This is a genomic window from Streptomyces cucumeris (genome assembly GCF_024295805.1).
GTDB classification, from domain to species: Bacteria; Actinomycetota; Actinomycetes; order Streptomycetales; family Streptomycetaceae; genus Streptomyces; species Streptomyces cucumeris.
The window spans coordinates 20,603-45,190 of the sequence record NZ_JANCLX010000012.1; the positions used below are offsets into that span (position 1 = coordinate 20,603).

At 72.4% G+C, this 24,588-nt stretch carries 21 protein-coding genes and 1 pseudogene; 18 read left to right on the forward strand and 4 right to left on the reverse strand.

The features are described from left to right. Nucleotides 1-3 precede the first annotated feature (3 nt). From NMK44_RS19205 to proP, 4 genes and pseudogenes are all read left to right on the forward strand, one after another. The gene (locus NMK44_RS19205; RefSeq protein WP_254744975.1) at nt 4-483 is read left to right on the forward strand and encodes a heat shock protein transcriptional repressor HspR; all 480 of its coding nucleotides are present in this window, start codon (nt 4-6) and stop codon (nt 481-483) included. 86 nt (nt 484-569) lie between these two features. Continuing rightward, nucleotides 570-832 (forward strand): annotated as a pseudogene (locus NMK44_RS19210) (hypothetical protein); the annotation flags it as partial. 91 nt (nt 833-923) lie between these two features. Next, nucleotides 924-1,340 (forward strand): cupin domain-containing protein, encoded by a 417-nt coding sequence (locus tag NMK44_RS19215; protein ID WP_254744713.1) that lies wholly within the window; start codon nt 924-926, stop codon nt 1,338-1,340. Between the two features lie 133 nt (nt 1,341-1,473). After that, nucleotides 1,474-2,997, forward strand: coding sequence for a glycine betaine/L-proline transporter ProP (proP, locus tag NMK44_RS19220; RefSeq protein WP_254744977.1), 1,524 nt, complete (start codon nt 1,474-1,476; stop codon nt 2,995-2,997). 14 nt (nt 2,998-3,011) lie between these two features. Here proP and NMK44_RS19225 read toward each other — a convergent pair whose 3' ends face one another. After that, entirely contained in the window at nt 3,012-3,416 is a 405-nt protein-coding gene (locus tag NMK44_RS19225; protein ID WP_254744715.1) for a pyridoxamine 5'-phosphate oxidase family protein, read from the reverse strand. A gap of 134 nt (nt 3,417-3,550) precedes the next feature. Here NMK44_RS19225 and clpB point away from each other — a divergent pair, with 134 nt between their 5' ends. Further along, on the forward strand, nt 3,551-6,148 hold the full coding sequence (clpB, locus tag NMK44_RS19230; RefSeq protein WP_254744717.1) for an ATP-dependent chaperone ClpB: 2,598 nt from the start codon (nt 3,551-3,553) through the stop codon (nt 6,146-6,148). Between the two features lie 105 nt (nt 6,149-6,253). Next, nucleotides 6,254-6,784: a YbjN domain-containing protein gene (locus tag NMK44_RS19235; RefSeq protein ID WP_254744719.1), complete on the forward strand. Its 531-nt coding sequence runs from the start codon at nt 6,254-6,256 to the stop codon at nt 6,782-6,784. Between the two features lie 120 nt (nt 6,785-6,904). Here NMK44_RS19235 and NMK44_RS19240 read toward each other — a convergent pair whose 3' ends face one another. Continuing rightward, nucleotides 6,905-8,074: a pyridoxal phosphate-dependent aminotransferase gene (locus NMK44_RS19240; protein ID WP_254744721.1), complete on the reverse strand. Its 1,170-nt coding sequence runs from the start codon at nt 8,072-8,074 to the stop codon at nt 6,905-6,907. A 748-nt stretch (nt 8,075-8,822) separates the two neighbouring features. Here NMK44_RS19240 and NMK44_RS19245 point away from each other — a divergent pair. The 12 genes from NMK44_RS19245 to NMK44_RS19300 all read left to right on the forward strand — a co-directional run bounded on the left by NMK44_RS19245 (nt 8,823) and on the right by NMK44_RS19300 (nt 21,846). Continuing rightward, a complete protein-coding gene (locus tag NMK44_RS19245; protein WP_254744723.1) occupies nt 8,823-9,413 on the forward strand; it encodes a DUF2617 family protein in 591 nt (196 codons plus the stop codon). 107 nt (nt 9,414-9,520) lie between these two features. Next, on the forward strand, nt 9,521-11,119 hold the full coding sequence (locus tag NMK44_RS19250) for a polyamine aminopropyltransferase (RefSeq protein WP_374215302.1): 1,599 nt from the start codon (nt 9,521-9,523) through the stop codon (nt 11,117-11,119). Between the two features lie 160 nt (nt 11,120-11,279). Beyond that, on the forward strand, nt 11,280-12,200 hold the full coding sequence (locus NMK44_RS19255; RefSeq protein WP_254744725.1) for an SRPBCC family protein: 921 nt from the start codon (nt 11,280-11,282) through the stop codon (nt 12,198-12,200). Nucleotides 12,201-12,281: 81 nt separating this feature from the next. Continuing rightward, nucleotides 12,282-13,094: an aldose epimerase family protein gene (locus NMK44_RS19260; protein WP_254744727.1), complete on the forward strand. Its 813-nt coding sequence runs from the start codon at nt 12,282-12,284 to the stop codon at nt 13,092-13,094. Nucleotides 13,095-13,150: 56 nt separating this feature from the next. Beyond that, entirely contained in the window at nt 13,151-13,690 is a 540-nt protein-coding gene (pyrE, locus tag NMK44_RS19265; protein WP_254744729.1) for an orotate phosphoribosyltransferase, read from the forward strand. A gap of 194 nt (nt 13,691-13,884) precedes the next feature. Further along, nucleotides 13,885-14,910 (forward strand): class II fructose-bisphosphate aldolase, encoded by a 1,026-nt coding sequence (fbaA, locus tag NMK44_RS19270; RefSeq protein ID WP_254744731.1) that lies wholly within the window; start codon nt 13,885-13,887, stop codon nt 14,908-14,910. A gap of 257 nt (nt 14,911-15,167) precedes the next feature. Beyond that, entirely contained in the window at nt 15,168-16,706 is a 1,539-nt protein-coding gene (locus tag NMK44_RS19275; protein WP_254744979.1) for an MFS transporter, read from the forward strand. A gap of 166 nt (nt 16,707-16,872) precedes the next feature. Continuing rightward, complete coding sequence (locus tag NMK44_RS19280; RefSeq protein ID WP_254744733.1) at nt 16,873-17,286, forward strand: DUF3151 domain-containing protein; 414 nt, start codon at nt 16,873-16,875, stop codon at nt 17,284-17,286. Between the two features lie 298 nt (nt 17,287-17,584). Then, nucleotides 17,585-18,418 (forward strand): tryptophan 2,3-dioxygenase family protein, encoded by an 834-nt coding sequence (locus NMK44_RS19285; protein WP_254744980.1) that lies wholly within the window; start codon nt 17,585-17,587, stop codon nt 18,416-18,418. Continuing rightward, a complete protein-coding gene (gene kynU / locus NMK44_RS19290) occupies nt 18,411-19,658 on the forward strand; it encodes a kynureninase (RefSeq protein ID WP_254744735.1) in 1,248 nt (415 codons plus the stop codon). The genes NMK44_RS19285 and kynU overlap by 8 nt, the downstream gene beginning before the upstream one ends. Continuing rightward, nucleotides 19,655-20,626, forward strand: coding sequence for an alpha/beta hydrolase family protein (locus NMK44_RS19295; protein ID WP_254744737.1), 972 nt, complete (start codon nt 19,655-19,657; stop codon nt 20,624-20,626). The genes kynU and NMK44_RS19295 overlap by 4 nt, the downstream gene beginning before the upstream one ends. Next, nucleotides 20,623-21,846, forward strand: a complete 1,224-nt coding sequence (locus tag NMK44_RS19300) for a cytochrome P450 (protein ID WP_254744739.1) — start codon at nt 20,623-20,625, stop codon at nt 21,844-21,846. Before NMK44_RS19295 ends, NMK44_RS19300 begins: the two co-directional genes overlap by 4 nt. A gap of 141 nt (nt 21,847-21,987) precedes the next feature. On the opposite strand, the gene NMK44_RS19305 is transcribed toward NMK44_RS19300, so the two are convergent. Both NMK44_RS19305 and NMK44_RS19310 read right to left on the reverse strand, forming a co-directional pair. Further along, a complete protein-coding gene (locus NMK44_RS19305; RefSeq protein WP_254744741.1) occupies nt 21,988-23,637 on the reverse strand; it encodes an ABC transporter permease in 1,650 nt (549 codons plus the stop codon). Continuing rightward, nucleotides 23,634-24,551, reverse strand: a complete 918-nt coding sequence (locus NMK44_RS19310) for an ABC transporter ATP-binding protein (RefSeq protein WP_254744743.1) — start codon at nt 24,549-24,551, stop codon at nt 23,634-23,636. Before NMK44_RS19310 ends, NMK44_RS19305 begins: the two co-directional genes overlap by 4 nt. Nucleotides 24,552-24,588 lie beyond the last annotated feature (37 nt).

Consider the following 24,588-nt stretch of genomic DNA (forward strand, 5'->3'; position numbering starts at 1 on the left):
CTCATGGAGCCGCACGGCCGGGGAGGAATCGGAGGCAGGGGCGCGGGCCGGGCCCGCAATCCCTACGAGCTGACCGACGAGTCGCCGGTGTACGTCATCTCGGTGGCAGCTCAGCTCTCCGGTCTGCACCCGCAGACCCTTCGTCAGTACGACCGCCTCGGCCTGGTCTCGCCCGACCGCACCCCCGGCCGCGGCCGTCGGTACTCCGCGCGCGATATCGATCTGCTCCGCCAGGTGCAGGCGCTGTCCCAGGACGAGGGGATCAACCTCGCCGGGATCAAGCGCATCATCGAACTGGAGAACCAGGTCGCGGCCCTCCAGGCCCGGGTGGCCGAGCTCCAGTCCGCGGTCGAGGGCGCCGCGGCGGCCATGCAGCAGCGCGAGGCCCAGGTCCACGCCTCCTACCGGCGTGACCTGGTCCGCTACCAGGACGTCCAGCAGACCAGCGCACTGGTCGTCTGGCGGCCCAAGCCCAAGGACTAGCGTCTCCTGATCTTCGGGTGACAGGCCCGGCGGCCGTTCTTCGGCCGCCGGGCCTTCCGCATACGGATGAGCTCCGCCCCGGCGCCCGCCGAGCCCGCTGGGAAGAACGCCGGCTGGCGGTCTACGCCGACTACGCCACGGCGCTGAAGCGCACCGTCACGCTGGCCTACCGGATCGCCTCCCATCTCGGGGTGGGACCCCGGAGACCTGGTCGGCGTTGCTCACCCGCCAGCGCACCGCACGCGAGGCGTATTACGCGGCCGTCCGCCGCGACTTGGCTCTTCCGCCCGGTCACTCCGGCCACTGGACCCTCCAGCCCGGTCGTCCCCGGCCCGGACGGCCGGAGTAGAGCCGGTCTCCCCCCGTCCCGGGGCGCTCCCGGTGGGCGCGACGGCGCGGCGGGGGAGGCGCACCATGGAGGTACGGCAGGAGGTACCGCCATGTTGGAAGTCAAGACGATCGACAAGCCCGATGAGCGGCGTGACTTTCCCGGGGGCCACCTCGACACCGTGCATCTGACGGGACTGGACTTCGCCGTGGGCGTCTTCGAACCGGGCTGGCGGTGGAAGGAGTCGCTGCGGCCGATCGCCGGTACGCATCTGTGCGAGGTCCACCACACGGGGTTCGTGGTCCAGGGGCGGATGCGGCTGCGGATGGAGGACGGTGCGGAGGCCGAACTGGGGCCGGGGGATGTCTTCGTCTGTCCGCCGGGGCATGACGCGTGGGTGGTCGGTGACGAGCAGGTCGTGGTGTACGACTTCGCCGGTGGGATGGCCGAGACCTACGCCCGGGCCGAACAGGCCGAGCAGGCCGAGCAGGCCGAGCGGGCCGAGCGGGCCGAGCGGGCCGAGGACTGAGGGTGCCGACGCGGTGAGCGGCTGAGCGATGAGCACCGGCCCCGGACGGAGACCGCCGCGCCGCCCGAACCGCCGGGGGCGGCCGGGCCGGGGCGGTCCGCCCCGGGGCGGCGGCAGCGAGCACACCGAACGGATGGTGCGGACGCTGCTGCGCCGCCGCAAGCAGCCGCTGTCCCGGAAGGACGTGACGGTGGTCGACCCGCCGCGGATGCGCCGGGCGGTGGCGGCCACGGCGGTCGGCAACACCATGGAGTGGTTCGACTTCGGCGTCTACGCCTATGTCGCGGTCACCCTGGGCAAGGTGTTCTTCCCGGCCGATGAACCGGCCACGCAGGTGGTCGCCACCTTCGCCACCTTCGCGGTGGCGTTCCTGGTGCGTCCGCTGGGCGGGCTGCTCTTCGGGCCGCTGGGGGACCGGATCGGACGGCGGCGGGTGCTGTCCACCACCATGATCATGATGGCGATCGGCACCTTCGCGGTGGGGGTGCTTCCGTCGTACGACACCATCGGGTTCACCGCCCCGCTGCTGCTCCTGCTGTGCCGGGTGGTGCAGGGCTTCTCCACCGGCGGTGAGTACGCCGGGGCCACCACGTACATCGCCGAGTTCGCACCGGACACCCGCCGCGGATTCCTGGGCAGCTGGCTCGACTTCGGCACCTTCATCGGCTACGCGCTGGGCTCGGGGCTGGTCACGGTGCTCACCGCCGCCCTCGGTGAGCAGGGGATGGTGGACTGGGGCTGGCGGGTGCCGTTCCTGGTGGCCGGGCCGATGGGGCTGATCGGCCTGTACATGCGGCTGCGGCTGGAGGAGACCCCGGCGTTCCAGCAGGAGGCCGAGCGGGCGGCCGAGGCCGCCGCGGCGGCGGAGGCGCACGGTGAGCCGCGGCCGGTGGAGGAGGCGCGCCAGTCCGGCCAGGGGCGGCTGAAGGAGATCTTCACCCGGCACTGGCAGGCGGTGCTGATCTGTATGGGTCTGGTGCTGCTCTACAACGTCACCAACTACATGGTCACGTCGTACCTCCCGACGTACATGACCTCCACGCTCGGCCAGAACGCCACCACCGCGCAGGTGCTCGTCCTGGGCACCATGGTGGTCGTGGCGCTGGCGATCACCGTGGTGGGGCGCGGTTCGGACCGCTGGGGGCGGCGGCCGCTGTTCCTGGCCGGGAGCGTGGCGATGATCGTGCTCGCCGTGCCGTCGCTGCTGCTGATCAAGGAGGGCGGGATCGTGCTGCCCGCGCTGGGCTGTCTGGTGCTGGGGCTGCTGCTGGTGACCTTCGCCGGGAACAGCGCGGCCACGCTGCCCGCCCTGTTCCCGACCCGGCTGCGCTACGGGGCGCTGTCGATCTCGTACAACATCTCCGTGTCGCTGTTCGGCGGTACGACCCCGCTGCTGGCCTCCTGGCTGGTGGCCACCACCCACGACACGCTGGTGCCCGCGTACTACCTGATGGCGGCGGGCGCCGTGGGGCTGGTCGCCACGCTGTTCCTGCACGAGACGGCGGGCAGGCCGCTGCGCGGCTCGGGGCCGATGGTGGAGACCGAGGAGCAGGCACGTACCTCGGTGGCCGAGAGCCGTACGGAGGCGGGCCGCCGGGCCCGCGACGTGTGGATCCGGGTCCGCCATCCCTGGACGCGCCATCACACGGGCGAGTGAGCCGCGCACGTGGCCTAGGGGCGGCCCATGGCGCGGGTGAGGGTGATCTCGATCAGCACCCGCGCGGGGTTGGGGCGCGGGGTGCGCTGGTAGCGCTCGGTGTAGCGGGCTTCGGCGTCCGCGATCAGCCCGGGCTCCTCGCGGATCACCGCGATCCCCTCCAGGGTCGCCCAGCGCCTGCCCGCCATCTGGCAGACGGCGACCCGCGCACCGGCCTCGCCCGCCGCCCGGACGTGGGCGACCTTGCGGCTGTGGCCGCTGGCGATGACGCGGGCGAGCCCGCCCTCCGGGTCGTAGGTGACCCCGACCGGGACGACGTGCGGGGTGCCGTCCGGGCGCGGGGTGGTCAGGGTGCATACATGGCGTTCCCGCCAGAAGGCGAGATAGCCGGGGTCCGGATTGCGAGGATCGATGGCCATGGCGCAAAACCTATGGCCGGGATGGGTGGCGCAGCACAGTTGAGTGGAATAGACTCAAGTTTACGGAGGGTAGGTAGAGCAGGGTTGAATACCCTCAGGAGTAGGGTCATGGAAGCGAGGAGGAGCACAGGGACGTGGATGCCGAGCTGACCAACAAGAGCCGGGCGGCGCTGAGTGCCGCGAATGACCGTGCGGTGACCGCCGGACATGCGGACATGACCCCCGCGCATCTGCTGCTCGCCCTGCTCCAGGGGCAGGAGAACGAGAACGTGCTGGACCTGCTGGCCGCCGTCGAGGCGGACGCGGTCCAGGTGCGCGGCGGCGCCGAGCGGCTGCTCGCCGCGCTGCCCAGCGTCCAGGGCTCCACCGTGGCCCCGCCGCAGGCGAGCCGGGAGCTGCTGGCCGTCGTCGCGGACGCCTCGCAGCGCGCCAAGGAACTCGGGGACGACTATGTCTCCACCGAGCACCTCCTCATCGGTATCGCCGCCAAGGGCGGCCAGGCCGGGGAGCTGCTCGACCAGCAGGGGGCGAGCGCCAGGAAGCTGCTCGCCGCGTTCGAGACCGTCAGGGGTGGACAGCGGGTGACGACGCCCGATCCGGAGGGCACCTACAAGGCCCTGGAGAAGTTCGGCACCGATTTCACCGCCGCCGCGCGCGAGGGCCGGCTCGACCCGGTCATCGGCCGGGACCAGGAGATCCGGCGGGTGGTGCAGGTGCTCTCCCGCCGCACCAAGAACAACCCGGTGCTGATCGGTGAGCCGGGTGTCGGCAAGACCGCCGTCGTCGAGGGGCTCGCCCAGCGGATCGTCAAGGGCGATGTCCCCGAGAGCCTGCGGAACAAGCGGCTGGTGGCGCTGGACCTCGGGGCGATGGTCGCGGGCGCCAAGTACCGCGGTGAGTTCGAGGAGCGGCTGAAGACCGTTCTCGCCGAGATCAAGTCCAGCGACGGCCAGATCATCACCTTCATCGACGAGCTGCACACCGTCGTCGGCGCGGGCGCCGGCGGCGACTCCTCGATGGACGCGGGCAATATGCTCAAGCCCATGCTGGCCCGCGGTGAGCTGCGCATGGTCGGCGCCACCACCCTCGACGAGTACCGCGAGCGGATCGAGAAGGACGCCGCGCTGGAGCGCCGCTTCCAGCAGGTGCTGGTCTCCGAGCCGACCGTCGAGGACACCGTCGCCATCCTGCGCGGGCTCAAGGGCCGCTACGAGGCCCACCACAAGGTGCAGATCGCGGACGGCGCGCTGGTGGCCGCCGCCGCCCTCTCCGACCGCTACATCACCTCCCGTTTCCTGCCCGACAAGGCGATCGACCTGGTCGACGAGGCCGCCTCCCGGCTCCGGATGGAGATCGACTCCTCACCCGTGGAGATCGATGAACTCCAGCGCTCGGTGGACCGGATGAAGATGGAGGAGATGGCGCTCGCCCGGGAGACCGACGCGGCCAGCAAGCAGCGCCTGGACAAGCTCCGCCGTGACCTCGCCGACAAGGAGGAGGAGCTGCGCGGGCTGACGGCGCGATGGGAGAAGGAGAAGCAGGGCCTCAACCGCGTCGGTGAGCTCAAGGAGCGGATCGACGAGCTGCGCGGCCAGGCCGAGCGCGCCCAGCGGGACGGCGACTTCGACACCGCCTCCAAGCTGCTGTACGGGGAGATCCCGGCCGTCGAGCGCGAGCTCGCCGAGGCGTCCGCGGCCGAGGAGGAGGTGCAGCGGGAGGACCGCGGCACCATGGTCAAGGAGGAGGTCGGCCCGGATGACGTGGCCGATGTGGTCGCCTCCTGGACCGGTATCCCGGCCGGACGGCTGCTGGAGGGCGAGTCCCGGAAGCTGCTGCGCATGGAGGACGAGCTCGGCAGGCGGCTGATCGGCCAGAGCGAGGCCGTCCGTGCCGTCTCGGACGCGGTGCGCAGGACCCGCGCCGGGATCGCCGACCCCGACCGTCCCACCGGCTCGTTCCTCTTCCTCGGCCCCACCGGCGTCGGCAAGACCGAGCTGGCCAAGGCGCTCGCGGACTTCCTCTTCGACGACGAGCGGGCCATGGTCCGCATCGACATGAGCGAGTACGGCGAGAAGCACAGCGTGGCCCGGCTGGTCGGCGCCCCGCCCGGCTATGTCGGCTACGAGGAGGGCGGCCAGCTCACCGAGGCCGTGCGCCGCCGTCCGTACAGCGTGGTGCTGCTGGACGAGGTGGAGAAGGCCCACCCGGAGGTCTTCGACATCCTGCTCCAGGTCCTCGACGACGGACGGCTCACCGACGGCCAGGGCCGCACGGTGGACTTCCGCAACACCATTCTCGTACTCACCTCCAACCTCGGCAGCCAGTATCTGGTGGATCCGCTGATGGGCGAGGAGGAGAAGAAGCGACGCGTCCTGGAGACCGTGCGGACCTCCTTCAAGCCCGAGTTCCTCAACCGCCTGGACGATCTGGTGGTGTTCTCCGCGCTCAGCCAGGAGGAGCTGGCCCGGATCGCCGAGCTCCAGATCGGCGCGCTGGCCCGGCGGCTCGCCGAGCGGCGGCTCACCCTCGATGTCACCCCCGCGGCCCTGGCCTGGCTGGCCGAGGAGGGCAACGACCCGGCGTACGGGGCCCGCCCGCTGCGCCGTCTGGTGCAGACCGCGATCGGCGACCGGCTGGCCAAGGAGATCCTGTCCGGCGAGGTCAGGGACGGTGACACGGTCCGGGTGGACCGGGCCGGTGACGACCTCCTGGTCGGCCCGGTCCGCGGATGATCACGCGGACCCCACGGCACGGAGATCACGCAAAATACGGCCGGGGTTGCGATGCGGGGGCGGGTGTGAGGGAGGATGGCGGTATCCATACGAAGGGAAACCACGGTGAGCATCGACCCGTCCTCGATTCCGAATTTCGGGGGCCAGCCCGAGCCCGAACCGGCGGGTCCGAGTGGCCCCGTGCTGCCCGACCAGGACCTGGTCAAGCAGCTGCTGGAGCAGATGGAGCTGAAGTACGTCGTCGACGAGGAGGGGGACCTCGCCGCGCCGTGGGAGCAGTTCCGCACGTACTTCATGTTCCGTGGTGAGGAGGAGCAGCAGGTCTTCTCCGTCCGGACGTTCTACGACCGGCCGCACGGCATCGACGAGAAGCCGCGGCTGCTCGAGGCGATCGACGACTGGAACCGCCGTACGTTGTGGCCGAAGGTCTACACCCACACCAACGACGACGGCGCGGTCCGGCTGATCGGTGAGGCGCAGATGCTGACGGGCACCGGCGTCAGCCTGGAGCACTTCGTGTCCAGCACGGTGAGCTGGGTGCGGGCTTCCATCGAGTTCGACAAGTGGCTGGTCGAGCAGCTGGGCCTGGAGGCCGACATCGAGTCCGACGGCGAGAAGCCGGACGACGAGAGCTGAGGGACCCCTTCCGGGGCCCCGGTCCGCGAGACACAGCGGAGCCCGGTCGAGGCACCGCCCCCGCAGGGCGGCGGTGCACGGCCGGGCTCACGCTTTTTCCGGGCTCCCGGGTCCCGGGGTTCAGCCCGACAGGCCCTTGAGCCGTCCGACCGCCTCGGTGAGCACACTGGCGCGCTTGCAGAAGGCGAACCGCACGAAGGGCGCGCCCTGGTCCTGGTGGTCGTAGAAGACCGCGTTCGGTACGGCCACCACCCCGCAGCGCTCGGGCAGCGAGCGGCAGAAAGCGAAGCCGTCGCTCTCGCCGAGCGGGCGGATGTCGGTGGTGATGAAGTACGTGCCCGAGGGGCGGTAGACCCGGAAGCCCGCGTCGGCCAGCCCGTCGGCCAGCAGATCGCGCTTGGCGCGCAGATCCTCGCGGATGCCGTGGAAGTACTCGTCCGGCAGCCGCAGCGCCTCGGCGACCGCGTACTGGAAGGGCCCCGCGGAGACGAAGGTCAGATACTGCTTGGCCGAGCGCACCGCCGTGACCAGCTCGGGGGAGCCGGTCACCCAGCCGACCTTCCAGCCGGTGAAGGAGAAGGTCTTGCCCGCGCTGCCGATGGTCACCGTGCGCTCGCGCATACCGGGGAAGGAGACCAGCGGGGTGTGGCCGGTGTCGAAGACCAGGTGCTCATAGACCTCGTCGGTCACCACCAGCAGATCGCGCTCCACGGCCAGCTCGGCGACGGCGGCCAGCTCGGCGGTGGTCAGCACGGTGCCGGTGGGGTTGTGCGGGGTGTTGAGCAGGATGAGGCGGGTGCGGTCGGTGACGGCGGCCCGCAGTTCGTCCAGGTCAAGACCGAAGCCGTCACCCCGAGGCCGGAGGGTGACCGGGACCCGGGTGCCGCCCGCCATGGCGATGCTGGCGGCGTAGGAGTCGTAGTACGGCTCCAGGGCGATCACCTCGTCGCCCGGCTCCACCAGTGCCAGCAGCGAGGCCGCGATCGCCTCGGTGGCACCCGCGGTGACCAGCACCTCACGGTCCGGGTCGAAGGTCAGTCCGTACCAGCGGAGCTGGTGCTCGGCGATGGCGGTGCGCAGTTCGGGCACACCGGGGCCGGGCGGGTACTGATTGCCGCGGCCGTCGCGCAGTGCGCGCACGGCGGCCTCCCGCACCTCCTCCGGACCGTCGGTGTCGGGAAATCCCTGGCCCAGATTGATCGCGCCGGTGCTGACGGCGAGCGCGGACATCTCCGCGAAGATCGTGGTGCCGAATGCGGCCAGTCGGCGGTTGAGCAGCGGTCGTCCCATGCCGCCATCCTCCGTCGAACCTCTGGACTTCCTCAACTCCGCTTTCGGCCGTGGCGCCGACGGGCATGAGCGGGTCAGGTACGACGCGGTACCTCGCTGTACGGGGGCGTGGAAGGAGAGTGAGGACGCATGGTTTCTGTCATTGTCTTCGTCGTGGTGGCCTTCACGGTCGTGGCGCTGGCCGCGCTGGGGGCGGGCCGCGCGAAGGGGCATTCGGCACGGCCCCGGCGGGGCTACGGCGGGTCCTCGGGTAGCTGGTGGGCCGGCGGCGGAAGCTCCGGCGGTTCATCGTGCGGAGGGGGCTCATCCTGCGGAGGCGGTTCCTCCTGCGGCGGTGGCTCGTCGTGCGGTGGCGGCGGAGGCGGGGGTGGCTGCGGTGGCGGTGGCGGCGGCGGTAGCTGACGGCCGCGCCGGAGGGGGTTCCGTACGGTCCCGCATCCTCCGGAATTGCACCGATTTCCCTGCTCGGACGATCAACTGACGGCCCATAGAATTCATATCTCGTGCCCGGCGTGCCATCGTGCGCCGGGCGCGCGGTTGTTGAACACTTGATCTGGTGGGCGCCCTAGAGGGTGGAAACCTGGTGAAGGTGGGTAAAAACGATGTGGCGCCGAGCATTTCATGATTCCGTATACCACCACCGACCCAACGGACCCCACGTGGGCACGAGCCGGCGTATGCGTATACCCCTGGTCCACCGCGGGGCGAGCCGGCCCACCTTTCCACTGCGTGCTTGCGGAGCCGACCCATGCTCACGACCCTCAAGACTGCTTACACCGATACCCGCGCCGCTGATCTCGCCTGGTGCCTGGGGCGCGAGCCACTCCCCGCCCTGGCCGTACTCGATCTTCAACTCCACGGCTATTCGATGCAGTTGAGGCTGCTCGGCGCCTCCCACCAGGTTCTGCTCGACGGTGCGGACGGCCACTGCTCGGAGACCGTCGCCTGTATGTCCGGCAGCAGCACCCCGCTCCCCCTGGGTGTCTCCACCCTCGTCGAGGGCCGCGAGTACGAATTCGCGGCACGGGTCGAGGAGTTGTCGGAGGGGTCCTTCGCCGGGCGCGCCCAGGAGCTGCTGGCCCTGGTCGCCGACCATCCGCACGGTCTGGCGGGCACGTTTCCGGGCAGCCCGCACGCGTTCACCGCACTGCTCGCACAGTGGCACGAGGGCACGGTGGGCTGGCGGACCTGGCACGCCTATCCCCAGGAGGGGCGGCTGGTGACCACCCGCACCTTCGTGGGGGCCCGGCGTCCGGCCGGGCTGCGGCCACCGGCCGCGGAGGCGCTGCCGGGTCAGGCGCCGGAGGGCGGCCTTCCGGCCCAAGTCCACTGCGGCTGACGGGGGATGGGCTCGTAGGCGAGTCCGTGCGGCGTACGGATGTATGCCCGTCAATGCACCCGTGTGGGTGACGAACAGTAAGCATTATGTGACGTAACGTTCCCTTTGTGATCGATGCGCCGACGTCCGCCGTCTCGGATGCGCCGTCGCCGGAGTCCGAGCCTCCGGTGCGACTGCCCGTCCGGGCCGGATTCGGCCGCTTCGTCGTCCTGCTCACCGTCTTCGTCTGCGCCGCCTGCGGTCTCGTCTACGAGCTCGAACTCGTCGCCCTGGCCTCGTACTTGTCCGGCGATTCGGTCACCCAGGCATCCGTGGTGCTGTCGGTGATGGTGTTCGCCATGGGACTGGGCTCCCTGCTGGCCAAGCGGCTGCGCTGCCGGGCGGCCGTCGGCTTCGGCGCGGTCGAGGCGATGCTCGCGCTGGTCGGCGGCTGCTCGGCGATGGCGCTGTACGCGAGTTTCGCGTGGTGCGGCCACTCCCGCTCCGCGCTGGTCGGTTTCTCCCTGGCCATCGGTGTCCTCATCGGTGCCGAAGTACCGCTGCTGATGACCCTCATCCAGCGGGTGCGGCGGCAGGACGCGGGCGGCGCGGTCGCCGATCTGTTCGCGGCGGACTATGTGGGCGCGCTGGTCGGCGGGCTCGCCTTTCCCTTTCTGCTGCTGCCCTCCTTCGGGCAGTTGACCGGCGCGCTGGTCACCGGCGCGGTCAACGTGGTGGCGGGCGCGGCGCTGGTGCTGTGGCTGTTCCGCCGCGATCTGAGCCGCCGGGCGCACTGGGCGCTGATCGTCACCAATGTGACGGTGCTGTCCCTGCTGGCCGCGGGTGTCGCGTTCACCCCCTCCTTCGAGCGGGCCGCCCGGCAGGCGGTCTACGGCCCCGGGGTCCGCGTGGCACTGCGCAGCGGTGTCCAGGAGGTGGTGCTCGCGGGCGGCCGGACCAGCGGGCGGCCGCTGGCGCTCTTCCTGGACGGACGGCTGGCGGTCTCCGGGCGCGACGAGGTCCGCTACCACGACGCGCTGGTCCACCCGGCCATGGTCTCCGGACGGCACGGCCGCGTCCTGGTGCTGGGCGGCGGCGACGGGCTCGCGGCCCGTGAGGTGCTGCGGTACGCCGGGGTCCGGTCGGTCACCGTCGTGGAGCGTGATCCGGCGGTGGTGCGGCTGGCCCGCCGTGACCCCGAGCTCTCGGCGCTCAACGGCCGCGCCTACCGCGACCCCCGGGTGCGGGTGGTCACCGCCGACGCCTTCGACTGGCTGCGGCGGCGTGCCGCGTATGACGTGGTGGTCAGCGATCTGCCGGATCCGCGGCTCACCCCCAGCACCAAGTTCTACTCCCAGGAGTTCTACGGACTGGCCGAGCGGGTGCTGGCGCCCGGTGGGCGGCTGGTCGTCCATGCGGGCGCGCTGCGCCCCCGGTCGCACACCTACTGGACGGTCGACGCCACGATCCGGTCCGCCGGGCTGCGGACCGTGCCGTATGTGATCGGTGCCCGGCGGCCGCTGTTCTCGGTGCCGGGGACCGACGAGGCGCCGCGCGATTGGGGCTTCCTGCTCGCGGCCCGTGCCCCGGTGCCGCTGCGGCTGTCCCCGGGCGGTCCGCGTCCGCACTTCCTGACCCCCGGCGGACTCCGGGCCGCCGCCCGTGACGCCGAGCGCCACCGACAGCCCGGACTGCCCGCCTCCACACTGATGCGACCGCGGTACTGATGGTCGCCGGAGCGCCCGGGCCGTCCGCGGGTCCGGCGACGATCCACAGGACGCGGCCTAGCGCATGGACCGGGGGCGGGTCGGCAATTCGCGGGAGCCGGGATCGAAAGTTGCGCCGGAACGGGTCTCACGGCGCGCGTGGTGGGTAGTGTCTGGAGTCATGGAGCATGAGGTTTTCGTTCCGTTTCCCGTCGACACCGTCCGGCTGGCACTCGCGGAGCCCGATCGCATCGCCCGCTGTGTCCCCGGGCTCCAGCAGGACGCCGACGAGGCGGCGGGACCGCTCGCAGGCCGGCTGCGGCTGCGCATCGGCGGATCCACCATCACCTACCGCGGTGCCCTGCGCGTCGGTGAGCGTGAGGGCGTCTTCGAGGCCGAGGGCGAGGGGACCGAGGCCCGCGGCAGCGGCTCGGTCAAGGTCACGCTGACCATCACCCCGAAGGCCGCCGAGGGCGGCACCACCCTGGTCTGTTCCGGAACGGTGCACAGCGAGGGCCGGCTCGCCGAGTTCGACGACGAGGCCGTGGAGACGGCCGCCCGACGGCTGCTGGACCGCTTCGCCGCGGCGCTGGCCTCCGGGCTGGAGACATCCCCGGTCACCCCCGCCGCCCCGGACGCGTCCGACGCCAAGGACGCGCCGGCGACGTCGGAGGCCGCCGATGACGGGCCGCGGTCGGTCTTCGACACCGACATCCCGCCCTCCTCCCTCGATCCGCACGCGGACCTCGACGACGACCAGGCGGCCCGTGAGGCGGCCGAGGCCGGATTCGGCGAGCTGGACGACGTCGGCGACCTCGACGACGTGGACGGGGTGAACGGCGTCGGATCGATGGACGAGGCCAGCGGCCTGGGCGAGGCCGAGGACGAGCCCCCGGCCGAGGCGGCCCACGCCCGCCGGACGATGATCGGCCGCTCCACCGAGGAGGTCGACCACGCCCCGCCCCGCGGCCGCTACGCCCCGGTCCCCGCGCCGGAGACGGTGTCCACCAGCGCCGCGCTGCGCTGGGCCGCGCCCGCCGCGGCCGTGGTGCTCGCCTCCGCCGTCGTCGTCGGCCGCCGGGTGCTCCGCCGCCGCCGGTGAGCTGCCGTCGGTGAGTCGCCGCCGGTGAGCCGTGGCCGCTGAGCGACCGCCGGACGAGCCGCTGCGCATAGGGTCGTGGGCGTGACCGAAGAGACCACGGAGACCAAGGGCGTCCGGCTGACCGCCGGTGACGCCGAGCTGACCGTTTCGCCCGACCACGGCTGCCGCGTGGCCTCGTTGCGCGTCGGCGGTACCGAACTGCTGCGCCAGGGCCCGCGATACGGCGCCTTCCCGATGGTGCCGTGGTGCGGCCGGGTCGACCTCGGACGGTTCCGCAACGGTGGGCGGATGCATCAACTGCCCGTGAACGCACCGCCGCACGCGATCCACGGCACCGGCCGGGACACCGTCTGGCGCACGGTCGCCACCGGTCCCACCTCCGCCGCCTTCACCTATGACCTCGCGGACCCGTGGCCCTACCAGGGCCGGGTCACCCAGACCTTCGAGCTGACCCCGGACGGGCTGACCGCGACGATGAGCGTGGAGACCGAGGGGGACTCGTTCCCGGCCCAGGCGGGCTGGCACCCGTGGTTCCGGCGCACCCTGGAGGACGGCGGTGAGGAGGTCCGGCTCGGTTTCGACGCCGAGTGGCAGGAGGAGCGCGGTGCGGACCACCTCCCGAACGGCAACCGGATCCCGCCCCGGCCCGGTCCGTGGGACGACTGCTTCGGTATGCCCGCCGGGGTGGACGTCACCCTCACCTGGCCCGGGCGGCTGGAGCTGAAGGTCACCAGCCGCAGCGAGTGGGTGGTGATCTACGACGAGCAGACCGAGGCGGTGTGCGTCGAGCCGCAGTCCGGTCCGCCCAACGGTCTCAACACCCTGCCGCGCCTGGTCACGCCCATCGACCCGCTGGAGATGGCCATGGTCTGGAGTTGGCGGAGCCTGGCGTAGCCGGCCCTCAGGAGGGTGTCGCGGGGCGTCACGGCACACCGCATAAGCTCGACGGCATGAGCGATGCGCGTGACGCCCTGCTGCGGCAGATCAAGGACAAGGCCGTGGTCCACGGCAAGGTGACCCTCTCCTCCGGGCGGGAGGCCGACTACTACATCGACCTGCGCCGGATCACCCTGGACGCCGAGGCCGCGCCGCTGGTCGGGCAGGTCATGCTTGATGCGACAGCCGAGCTGGAGTACGACGCGGTGGGCGGGCTCACCCTGGGTGCCGACCCGGTGGCCACGTCCATGCTGCACGCGGCCGCGGCCCGGGGCCGCCGCCTCGACGCGTTCGTGGTCCGCAAGGCGCAGAAGACCCACGGTCTGCAGCGGCGGATCGAGGGCCCGGACATCGCGGGCCGCCGGGTGCTGATCGTCGAGGACACCTCCACCACCGGCGGCTCCCCGCTGACCGCCGTCGAGGCGGCGCGTGAGGCGGGCGCCGAGGTCGTCGCGGTCGCCACGATCGTCGAGCGCGGGGCCGCCCCGGCCATCGCCGACGCCGGGTTCCGCTACCTCCCCGCCTACTCGCTGGCCGATCTCGGCCTGAGCTGAGACGGTCCGTCGCGAGCGGTCGCACACTCGCCGACATGGGTGGTTTCACGTGAAACCACCCGCCCCCTTCCGTGTCATCCCCGAGTGCGCCGGGTGGAGCAATCGGCGGAGTCTGGAAGGATGGCCACGACGATGACGTCGCCCCTCTAGGTCAGGGCCCAGAACCTCACCCGCACATCACAAGGAGCGGACAGATGCCCATCGCATCCCCTGAGATCTACAACGAGATGCTCGACCGGGCGAAGGCAGGCAAGTTCGCCTACCCGGCGATCAATGTGACCTCGACCCAGACCCTGCACGCCGCCCTGCGTGGTTTCGCCGAGGCGGAAAGCGACGGCATCGTCCAGATCTCCACCGGTGGTGCGGAGTTCCTGGGTGGCCAGTACAGCAAGGACATGGTCACGGGCGCGGTCGCGCTCGCCGAGTTCGCGCACGTCGTCGCCAAGAAGTACCCGGTGAACATCGCGCTGCACACCGACCACTGCCCCAAGGACAAGCTGGACGGCTATGTCCGTCCGCTGCTCAAGATCTCCCAGGAGCGGGTGGCCGGCGGGCAGAGCCCGCTGTTCCAGTCCCACATGTGGGACGGCTCCGCGGAGAAGCTGGACGACAACCTCTCCATCGCGCAGGAGCTGCTCGCCGAGGCCGTCAAGGCCAAGATCATCCTCGAGGTCGAGATCACCCCGACCGGTGGCGAGGAGGACGGCGTCACGCACGAGATCAACGACGAGCTGTACACCACCGTCGCCGATGTCGAGCGCACCGCCGAGGCCCTGGGCCTGGGGGAGAAGGGCCGCTACCTGCTGGCCGCGTCCTTCGGCAACGTCCACGGCGTCTACAAGCCGGGCAATGTGGTCCTCCGCCCGGAGCTGCTGCGCCAGCTCCAGGACGGGATCGCCGCGAAGACCGGTCAGCAGGACCCGTTCGACTTCGTCTTCCACGGCGGCTCCGGCTCCACCGAGCAGGAGATCCTCACCGCGCTGGAGAACGGTGTCGTGAAGATGAACCTCGACACCGACACCCAGTACGCCTTCACCCGCCCGGTCGCGGACCACATGTTCCGTAACTACGACGGTGTGCTCAAGGTCGACGGCGAGGTCGGCAACAAGAAGACCTACGACCCGCGTAGCTGGGGCAAGCTGGCCGAGAAGGGCATGGCCGAGCGCGTCACCCAGGCGTGCGGCAACCTGCGCTCCACGGGTACCAGCCTCAGCAAGTAACGCTCAGCACCTGACACGGTCGCGCTCCGGCGCAGCCGTGCCGTCCGGGCCCGGGGCCCCGCCATCGCGGCGGAGTCCCGGGCCCGGCCCGTCTCCACGGCTCGCGCTCCGGCCCCCGGTGTGTCACCGTGCCCGTCCGTGGGCTGGCCCCGGCCGCGCGGCGCGAGGATGATCCAGGTATGAGCGAATCCTCGCCCCGGCCCCCGGCGGCGCGCGGGGAGGCGGCGGACGGCGGCCCGCCCGGCGGGCGGGAGCCGATGCTGCGGCTCTCCGAACCCGCCGGACGCTGGGTGGTGCTCACCACCGTGCTCGGGTCCGCGATGGCGCTGCTCGACAGCACCGTGGTCAATGTGGCGCTGCCCCGGATCGGCCTCGACCTCGATGCCGACCTGGCCGTCCTCCAGTGGACCGTCAACGCCTACATGCTCACCCTCGCCGGGCTGATCCTGCTGGGCGGGGCGCTCGGCGACCGGTTCGGACGGCGGCGGATCTTCGTGCTCGGTGTGGTGTGGTTCGCCCTCGCGTCCCTGCTGTGCGGGCTGGCGCCGAACGCCGGGGTGCTGATCGTCGCCCGCGCCCTCCAGGGCATCGGCGGGGCGCTGCTCACCCCCGGTTCGCTCGCCCTGATCCAGTCCGTGATCCACCCCGACGACCGGGCGCGGGCGGTCGGGCTGTGGTCCGGGTTCGGCGGCGTCGGCGCGGCGATCGGACCGTTCCTCGGCGGCTGGCTGGTCGACGGACCGGGCTGGCGCTGGGTGTTCTTCCTCAATGTGCCGCTGGCGGCGGTGTGTGTGCCGGTCGCGCTGCGCCATGTGCCCGAGACCCGCGATCCGGCAGCGCACGGCCGGTTCGACGTCCTCGGCGCCGCCCTGGGCGCGCTCTCGCTGGCCCTGGTGACCTATGCGCTGATCGCCGCGCCGGGCGGTGGCGGATCGCCCGCCGTGGTGGTTCCGGCGGTGCTCGGGGTGCTGATGGGGGTGGCCTTCATCGTCGTGGAACGCCGTCGCCCCGATCCGATGCTGCCGCTGTCGCTCTTCTCCTCGCGCCAGTTCAGCGCGGTGAACGCGGTGACGCTGTGCGTGTACGCGGCCTTCGGCGGCTTCTTCTTCCTGTCCGTGCTGAACCTCCAGGTGGTCGTGGGCTACTCCGCCCTGGGGGCGGGCACCGCGCTGCTGCCGACCACCGTGCTGATGCTGCTGCTCTCGGCCCGCTCGGGCGAGCTCGGCAAGCGGATCGGTCCGCGGATCCCGCTGACCGTCGGCCCGCTGCTGTGCGCGGCCGGGATGCTGCTGATGACCCGGGCGGGGGTGGGCGCGGTCTACTGGCGGGACATCCTGCCCGCGCTGCTGGTGATGGGGCTGGGCATGGTGGTGCTGGTCGCCCCGCTGACCGCGACCGTGCTGGCCTCGGTGGACGTCGCGCGGGCGGGTCTGGCCAGCGGGATCAACAACGCGGCGGCGCGGGCGGCGGGCCTGGTCGCGGTGGCGGCGCTGCCGCTGCTGGCGGGGATGAGCGAGGAGGCGTACCGGTCCGCGGACCGTTTCTCGGAGGCGTTCCGGCGGGCGATGCCGATCTGTGCGGTGGTGCTGGTCCTGGGCGCCCTCCTCGCCTGGACCATGGTGCGATCGGATGTGCTGAAGGTGCCGGAGGCGCCGCGGGAGGGCGCCGGGGTGCCCGCGGAGGCGGCGGCCGCCGCGGGGCGCGAGGAGGGCCCGTGCGCCCCGTGTCGCCCCCAGTGCGCCTACCACTGCGGTGTCGTCGCTCCACCCCTCGACCCCGGTGAACGCCAGGACTGACCTCCGGCCGGGCGGGCTCGCGGGGTGCGGGCCGCCCGTGCCCACGTGCGCGGGCGTGCCGGGCGCGAACCCGGGCGCGGGCGGGGGCGTGTGGGTGTGGTGCGGGCGCCGGGGAGCCTTCGCGCCGCGTATCGGCGGTGGCCGCGGACCAGGCAGACTGGAACCCATGGCCATTCACGAGAACCTGCTCGGGGGACCGCCCCCGACCCATCTGCCCGACGACCCGGAGCCCCGGGAGCTGCTCGCCTCCGGCGCGGCCCCCTCCGAGGTCGCCGCGAAGTACCCGGCCTCCTGTCTCGCCTGGGCGCAGCTCGCCGACGAGGCGTTCGAGGCCGGCCGGGTGGTCGAGTCCTACGCGTACGCCCGCACCGGCTACCACCGCGGTCTCGACGCCCTGCGCCGCAGCGGCTGGAAGGGCCACGGCCCGGTGCCGTTCGAGCACGAGCCCAACCGGGGCTTCCTGCGCGCCCTGCACGCGCTCGCCCGCGCCGCCCAGTCCATCGGCGAGCAGGAGGAGTACGAGCGCTGCTCGACCTTCCTCCGGGAGAGCTCCCCGACCGCGGCGGACACGCTCTCCTGAGCCGAACCCGCTCAGCCGCCCCGTTGCCGGGGCACGAGACCCGGGGCCGGGGCCCGTCGGCGGTGATCCGTTCCGGCGGGCCCCGATCCGCGTGGTGATCCGTACTTGCCGAACATCCGCGTGACACGCATGATGCGGAGAGGGCCCGCTGATGTGCGGGCCCTGAGGGGACCGGGGCTCCGAGACCGAAGGGAAGGGGCGGACCGCTACCCGGTAGCGCGCAGTACCAGGAGACGCGATGTCGCAGCAGCCTGCCCCGAACGCCACCGCCCCGAAGGAAGGCCCGCCGCCGGAGTCCATGACCCCGGACGCCGAGGCCGAGGCGCCTCATCTCGACTTCCAGGGCACCACCCCGTACGAGGACTACGTCCAGGCGTCGGTCCTCACCCACCTCCAGCACCCCCTCTCCGATGACCCCGGCGAGATGGTCTTCCTGGTCACCACCCAGGTCATGGAGCTGTGGTTCACCGTCATCGTCCATGAGTGGCACACCGCGGCCCAGGCGCTGCGCGAGGACGACCTGCCCACCGCGATGGCGGCGCTGAAGCGCTCCACCTACGAGCTGGAGTCGCTGAACAGCTCCTGGAAGCCGCTCGCCCACCTCACCCCGGGCCAGTTCAACGCCTACCGCTCCGCGCTCGGCGACGGCTCCGGTTTCCAGTCCGCGATGTACCGGCGGATGGAGTTCCTGCTCGGTGAGAAGTCCGCGTCGATGCTGGTGCCGCACCGGGGCGCGCCGCGCGTCCACGCCGAGCTGGAGAAGGCGCTCACCGAACCCAGCCTCTACGACGAGGTGCTGCGCTTCCTGGCCCGCCGCGGCTTCGCCGTCCCGGCCGCCGTCCTGGAGCGCGATCCCGCCCTGCGCTACGCACCGGACCCGGGGGTGGAGCGGGTGTGGCAGGAGATCTACTCCGGCCCCGGACCGCGGGAGGACGAGCTGACCCGGCTCGGCGAGGCCCTCACCGAGGTCGCCGAGCTGGTGTGGCGCTGGCGCAACGACCATCTCGTGGCCACCCGGCGGGCGATGGGCGCCAAGACCGGCACCGGCGGTTCCGCCGGGGTCGCCTGGCTGGAGAAGCGCGCCACGAAGAACGTCTTCCCCGAGCTGTGGACGGCGCGCAGCCATGTCTGACACCACGCTCTCCGGTGCGCGGGCACTGACCGACGAGGCCGCGGGGCTCGACGCGGCCGATGAACTCCGCGCCAAGCGCGCCGCCTTCGCCCTCGACGACGCCGTCTACCTCGACGGCAATTCACTGGGCGCACTGCCGACCGCCGTCCCCGGGCGGCTGGCCGATGTCATCACCCGGGAGTGGGGTGCGCTGCGCATCCGCTCCTGGGGGGAGAGCGGCTGGTGGACCGCGCCGGAGCGGATCGGCGACCGGGTGGGACGGCTGATCGGGGCGGCCCCCGGCCAGGTGGTCGTCGGCGACTCGACGAGCGTGAACGTCTTCAAGGCGGTCGTCGGCGCGGTGCGGATCGCGCAGGCGCGCGGTGCCCACCGCGACCAGATCCTCGTCGACGAGTCCACCTTCCCGACCGACGGCTACATCGCCGAGTCCGCCGCCCGGATGACCGGCTGCACCCTGCGGCCGGTGGTGGCGGGCGACGTCCCCACCGCGGTCGGGCCGCGCACCGCCGTGGCACTGGTCAACCATGTCGACTACCGGACCGGACGGCTCCATGACCTGCCCGGGACCACCGCCGCCGTGCACGCCGCGGGTGCGCTCGTCGTCTGGGACCTGTGCCACAGCGCGGGCGCGCTGCCGGTCGGACTGGACGCGCACGGCGTCGACCTCGCCGTGGGCTGTACGTACAAGTACCTCAACGGCGGGCCGGGTTCGCCCGCGTATCTGTACGTCGCCAACGAGCACCAGCCCCGGTTCGACTCCCCGCTCCCGGGCTGGAACTCGCACGCCGACCCGTTCGCCATGGACCCCGCCTACGCCCCGGCCGACGGTGCGGTCCGCGGCCGGGTCGGCACCCCGGACATCCTCTCCATGCTGGCGCTGGAGACCGCGCTGGAGGTGTGGGACGACGTCACGGTCGAGGCGGTGCGGACCAAGAGCCTGGCCCTGACCGACTTCTTCCTGCGCTGCGTGGGGGCGTACGTTCCGGCGGGCCGGGTCGAGTCGATCACCCCGGCCGAGCACGGGCGGCGCGGCAGCCAGGTCGCGCTGCGCTGTGCGGACGCGGGCGAGGTGATGGCGGAGCTGGTGCGGCGCGGTGTGGTCGGTGACTTCCGCCGCCCCGATGTGCTGCGCTTCGGCTTCACCCCGCTGTACACCGGGTTCGCGGACGTGGAGCGCGCGGCGCGGGTGCTGGCCGATGTCCTGGCCGGGGAGCCGGGCGAGGACGGCGTGACCGGGTGACCGGCCCCCGCGACCCCGCCGCGGTGACGGCGGCCGAGGAGGCGTCCCTCCTCGGCCTCGCCCCGGTGGCACCGGACGCCACCGGCGCGTACGGCGAACACCCGGACCAGGTCGTGGACTTCCACCTGCCGCCCGGAGGGGCGGTGGGTGGTGCCGCCCCGCTGGTGCTGCTCTTCCACGGCGGCGCCTGGCGCGCCCCCTACGACCGGCAGCATCTGTCCCCGTTCGCCGCCCACCTGGCGTCCCGGGGCTTCGCGGTGGCCTCGGCCGAATACCGCCGCGGCGCCGCCCCCAGCGGCGCCGCCGCACCCGGCGGTGAGGCTCACCGGGAACACCCGCCAGGGGCGCGGCACCTGGCGGGACGGTGGCCGGAGACGTTCGACGACATCGCCGCCGTCATGGACGCCGTGCCCCGGCTCGTGGGGGAGTCGGGGCACGCCGGCCGCGTCGACACCGGACGGCTGGTGCTCGCCGGGCACTCCGCGGGCGGACACGCCGCGCTGTGGGCGGCGGCGCGGCACCGGCTGCCGCCGGGCGCGCCCTGGCGGCTGTCCGCGCCGCCCCGTGTCCACGGAGTGGTGGCCCTCGCCCCGATCGCGGACCTCACCACCGCCCGTGCGCTGCACGTCTGTTCCGACGCGGTGGACCAGCTCCTCGGCACCGGTGACGAGGGGGCCGCCCGGCTGCCGTGCGCCGATCCCGCCGCGCTGCTGCCCACCGGCGTCCGCACCACGGTCGTCCAGGGCGGTACCGACGTCGATGTCCCGCCGCAGGTCGCGGACTCCTTCGCGGTGGCCGCGGCCGCCGCCGGGCAGCCGGTGCGGACCGTACGCGCTGCCGCGGCCGGGCACTTCCCGCTGATCGACCCCACGGCCGCGGCCGTGCGCACGGTCGTCGCCGAGATCGCCCGCATCGCGTCCGGTGACCCCTGGAGGCCGGGCCCGCCGAGGGGTAGCGTCCCGGCATGACCAGTACTGTGCCGCCCGCCGCCTTCGACCCGTGGCGGCCCTCGTTCGTCGCCGATCCGTACCCGGCCTACGCCGAGCTGCGCGAGAGCGGGCGGGCGCACTGGTTCGCACCGTCCCGGCAGTGGCTGATCCCGCACTTCGACGACGCCCGCGCGCTGCTGGCCGACCGCAGGCTCGGCCGCACCTATCTGCACCGGTTCAGCCACGAGGAGTTCGGGCGTAGCGCGCCGCCGCCCGAGCATGAGCCGTTCCACACCCTCAACGACTACGGGATGCTCGATCTGGAGGCACCGGACCACACCCGGATCCGGCGGCTGGTCTCCAAGGCGTTCACCCCGCGGACGGTCGAGGCGCTGGTCCCGACGATCCGGCGGCTGGCGGACGGGCTGGTCGACTCCTTCGTCGCTGCGGGCGGCGGCGACCTCATCGCCTCGGTCGCCGAACCGCTGCCGGTGGCCGTGATCGCGGAGATGCTCGGCATCCCGCCCGCCGACCGGTCCTCGCTGCGCCCGTGGTCGGCGGACATCTGCGGGATGTACGAGCTCAACCCGGACGGGGAGACCGCGGACCGGGCGGTGCGCGCCTCGCTGGAGTTCTCCGCCTATCTGCGGGAGTTGATCGCCGCCCGTCGCAAGGATCCCGGTGAGGACCTGATCAGCGCGCTGATCGCGGCGTATGACGAGGGCGACCGGCTCTCCGAACAGGAGATGATCTCCACCTGTGTGCTGCTGCTCAACGCGGGCCACGAGGCGACGGTCAACTCCACTGGCAACGGCTGGTGGACCCTCTTCCGCCACCCCGGCCAGCTTGCGGCGCTGCGGGCCGATCCGGAGGGGCTGCTGCCCACCGCGGTGGACGAACTGCTGCGGTTCGACACCCCGTTGCAGCTCTTCGAGCGCTGGGTGCTGGACGATATCGAGGTGGACGGCACGGTGATCCCGCGCGGCAGCGAGGTGGCCATCCTCTTCGGCTCGGCCAACCGCGACCCGGCGCGCTTCGGCCACCCCGACACCCTGGATCTCGCACGGACGGACAATCCGCATCTGAGCTTCGGCGCGGGCATCCACTACTGCCTGGGCGCCCCGCTGGCCCGGCTGGAACTCCAGGCGTCCTTCGGGGCGCTGCTGCGCAAGGCGCCCCGGCTGCGGCTGGTGGAGGAGCCGCAGTGGCGGCCGGGCTTTGTGATCCGGGGGCTGACCGAGCTGGTGGCCGAGGTCTGAGCGGCCGCCCGCTGTCCGTCCACAGCATGTGGAAAGCCCCGGCGAGAACGACCCGGCGCGGCGGAACGCCGCTCGGCGCCGACCACCGCGGGGAGCGCGGGGCCGGCGCCGAGAGGGCCGGGGGCGATGGGCTGACGGGGGTCAGCCGCCGATGTCGCGACGGCGCAGTCCCACCAGACCTCCGGCGGTCAGAACGACAGAGAGCAGCAGCGACCACAGGAAGGGCGCGGCTGTGACATCGTCACCGGGCAGCTTCGGCAGATGGCTGAACGGCGAGGTGTTCATCACCGACTGGGAGACCTTCAGCGCCGGGCCCATCCAGCCCAGGGCCACCACCCAGCCGACCACGGCCCAGGCCGCGGAGGTGTACTTCGGCACCACACCGACCAGGAAGACGGCGGCGCTGGTGACCACCCAGAGCGCGGGGGCCTGGGCGAGGGTGGCGCCCACGGCGCGCGGGACCCCGCCCATGTCGTCGGCGGCCACACCGTAGCCCACGCCCAGCGCGAGTCCGCCGATGGCGAGCACCACGACCGGGCCGAGATAGGCGATGACCAGATGGCTCCCGGCCCAGCGCAGCCTGCTGACCGCGTTGGACAGCAGGGGTTCGGCGCGCTGGTCGGTCTCCTCACTGCGCAGCCGCAGCACCGCGCTGGCCGTGTAGACGGTGAGGATGGTGCCGAGGATGCCGACCATGGAGGCGAGGAAGGCGTCGTTCAGCCCCTGGGCGCCGCCCATCCGCTGGATGATCTCGCGGGTCTGGTCGCTGTCGCCGAGGAAGTCGTCGGCCCCGTCGGAGATGGCGCCGAAGATGAGACCGGCGAAGACGAAGCCCGCGCTCCAGCCGAGCAGCGCACCGCGGTGCAGCCGCCAGCCCAGTCCGAAGACCCCGTTGAGGGACGGTCCGGCGGCCGGGGGGCCGGGGCGGGTGGCGTAGAAGCTGGCGCCCACGTCGCGACGGCCCGCCAGCGAGTAGGCCAGGGCGGTGGAGGCGGCGGCGAGCACGGCGATCAGCAGCAGCGGCCACCAGCGCTCATCCGCGAACGGCCGGGCGTACTCGGCCCAGCCCAGCGGCGAGAGCCACACCAGCACATGGCCGGAGCCCCGCGAACCGTCCTCGGCGGCGTCGCCCGCCATCCGCAGCACGAAGGCGACACCGACGGCCGCGGAGGTCAGCCCGCGGGCCAGCCGTGCGTTCTCGGTGAGCTGGGCGGCGACGGCGGCGAGCCCGCCGAAGGCCATCCCGGACAGGCCGACGGCCAGCCCCAGCGCGAGCGCGCCGGTGCCGCCCTGGCCCGCGAGACTGCCCGCGATCAGAACGGTGACCGCGGCGTTGGCGATGCCCACGGCCAGCAGGGCCGAGGTCAGCCCCGCGCGGCGGCCGACCATACAGGCGGACAGCGCCTCCTGACGGCCGGTCTCCTCCTCCTCGCGGGTGTGCCGGATCACGATGAGCAGGCTCATGATCGCGGCGAACACGGAGAGGAACGCGCCCACCCGCCACACGGTGAGCGCCCCGAGCGAATCGTCGAAGGCGGCACCGAACAGGGCCCGGGTCGAGCCGTTCCCATTCATGTCGGCGACGAGGTCGGAGCGGGCCTCGGGGGTGTCGTACGCGCCCTTGAGGCGGCCCACGGTGCTGCTCGCGGTCAGCCCCAGGCACAGCACCCAGACCGGCATCATGATCCGGTCGCGGCGCAGCGCGAGCCGCAGCAGGGTGCCGGTGCCGGCCAGGTCCTTGGACGAGCCGCGGGTGCGGGCCGGGACCCGCGCGTCGGCGACGGCGGTCATCGGGCGACCGCCCCTTCGCCGGCGCGGGCCGCGTCGTCCTGGTAGTGCCGCAGGAAGAGCTCCTCCAGCGTGGGCGGGGTCGAGATGAGGCTGCGCACCCCGGACTGGGTGAGCCGGCGCAGCACCCCGTCCAGATGGTCGCTGTCGACCTGGAGCTTGACCCGGCGGTCCTGGACGTCCAGGTTGTGCACGCCGGGGAGCTCGGACAGACCGTTCACCGGTTCGGCCAGCTCGGCCGTGACCGAGGTACGGGTCAGATGGCGGAGCTGGGCGAGCGAACCCGACTCCACCCGCGCGCCCTTGCGGATGATGCTGACGCGGTCACACAGCGCCTCGACCTCGCTGAGGATGTGGCTGGAGAGCAGCACCGTGCGGCCGCGGTCGCGCTCCTCGGCCACGCACTCCCGGAAGACCTCTTCCATCAGCGGGTCGAGCCCGGAGGTGGGTTCGTCCAGGATCAGCAGCTCGACATCCGAGGAGAACGCGGCGACCAGGGCGACCTTCTGGCGGTTGCCCTTGGAGTAGGTGCGCCCCTTCTTGGTGGGGTCGAGCTCGAAGCGGTCCAGGAGCTCGGCACGCCGGGCCGCGTCCAGCCCGCCGCGCAGCCGCCCGTACAGGTCGATGACCTCGCCACCGCTGAGGTTGCGCCACAGGGTGACGTCTCCGGGGACGTACGCGATGTGCCGATGGAGGTCGACCGCGTCGTGCCAGGGGTCCTTGCCGAGCAACTGGACCGCACCGGCATCGGCCCGCAGCAGCCCCAGCAGGACCCGGATGGTGGTGGACTTCCCGGCACCGTTCGGCCCGAGGAAGCCATGGACCTCACCTGCCTCGACTTCGAGGTCGAGGCCGTCCAACGCGTGGGTCCGGCCGAACGACTTGTGCAGGCCGGACGCGGAGATTGCCGTCTTCATGTTTCCGAAGCTACGCTAGTTTCAGAAATTTGTGAAG

Coding starts and splice junctions, on each gene's coding strand:
- NMK44_RS19255 (WP_254744725.1), top strand. CDS start 11,280: ATGGAGCATGAGGTTTTCGTTCCGTTTCCCGTCGACACCGTCCGGCTG.
- NMK44_RS19245 (WP_254744723.1), top strand. CDS start 8,823: ATGCTCACGACCCTCAAGACTGCTTACACCGATACCCGCGCCGCTGAT.
- NMK44_RS19285 (WP_254744980.1), top strand. CDS start 17,585: ATGACCCCGGACGCCGAGGCCGAGGCGCCTCATCTCGACTTCCAGGGC.
- NMK44_RS19280 (WP_254744733.1), top strand. CDS start 16,873: ATGGCCATTCACGAGAACCTGCTCGGGGGACCGCCCCCGACCCATCTG.
- kynU (WP_254744735.1), top strand. CDS start 18,411: ATGTCTGACACCACGCTCTCCGGTGCGCGGGCACTGACCGACGAGGCC.
- NMK44_RS19240 (WP_254744721.1), bottom strand. CDS start 8,074: ATGGGACGACCGCTGCTCAACCGCCGACTGGCCGCATTCGGCACCACG.
- proP (WP_254744977.1), top strand. CDS start 1,474: ATGGTGCGGACGCTGCTGCGCCGCCGCAAGCAGCCGCTGTCCCGGAAG.
- NMK44_RS19275 (WP_254744979.1), top strand. CDS start 15,168: ATGCTGCGGCTCTCCGAACCCGCCGGACGCTGGGTGGTGCTCACCACC.
- NMK44_RS19225 (WP_254744715.1), bottom strand. CDS start 3,416: ATGGCCATCGATCCTCGCAATCCGGACCCCGGCTATCTCGCCTTCTGG.
- NMK44_RS19305 (WP_254744741.1), bottom strand. CDS start 23,637: ATGACCGCCGTCGCCGACGCGCGGGTCCCGGCCCGCACCCGCGGCTCG.
- NMK44_RS19310 (WP_254744743.1), bottom strand. CDS start 24,551: ATGAAGACGGCAATCTCCGCGTCCGGCCTGCACAAGTCGTTCGGCCGG.
- NMK44_RS19300 (WP_254744739.1), top strand. CDS start 20,623: ATGACCAGTACTGTGCCGCCCGCCGCCTTCGACCCGTGGCGGCCCTCG.
- pyrE (WP_254744729.1), top strand. CDS start 13,151: ATGAGCGATGCGCGTGACGCCCTGCTGCGGCAGATCAAGGACAAGGCC.
- NMK44_RS19215 (WP_254744713.1), top strand. CDS start 924: ATGTTGGAAGTCAAGACGATCGACAAGCCCGATGAGCGGCGTGACTTT.
- NMK44_RS19205 (WP_254744975.1), top strand. CDS start 4: ATGGAGCCGCACGGCCGGGGAGGAATCGGAGGCAGGGGCGCGGGCCGG.
- fbaA (WP_254744731.1), top strand. CDS start 13,885: ATGCCCATCGCATCCCCTGAGATCTACAACGAGATGCTCGACCGGGCG.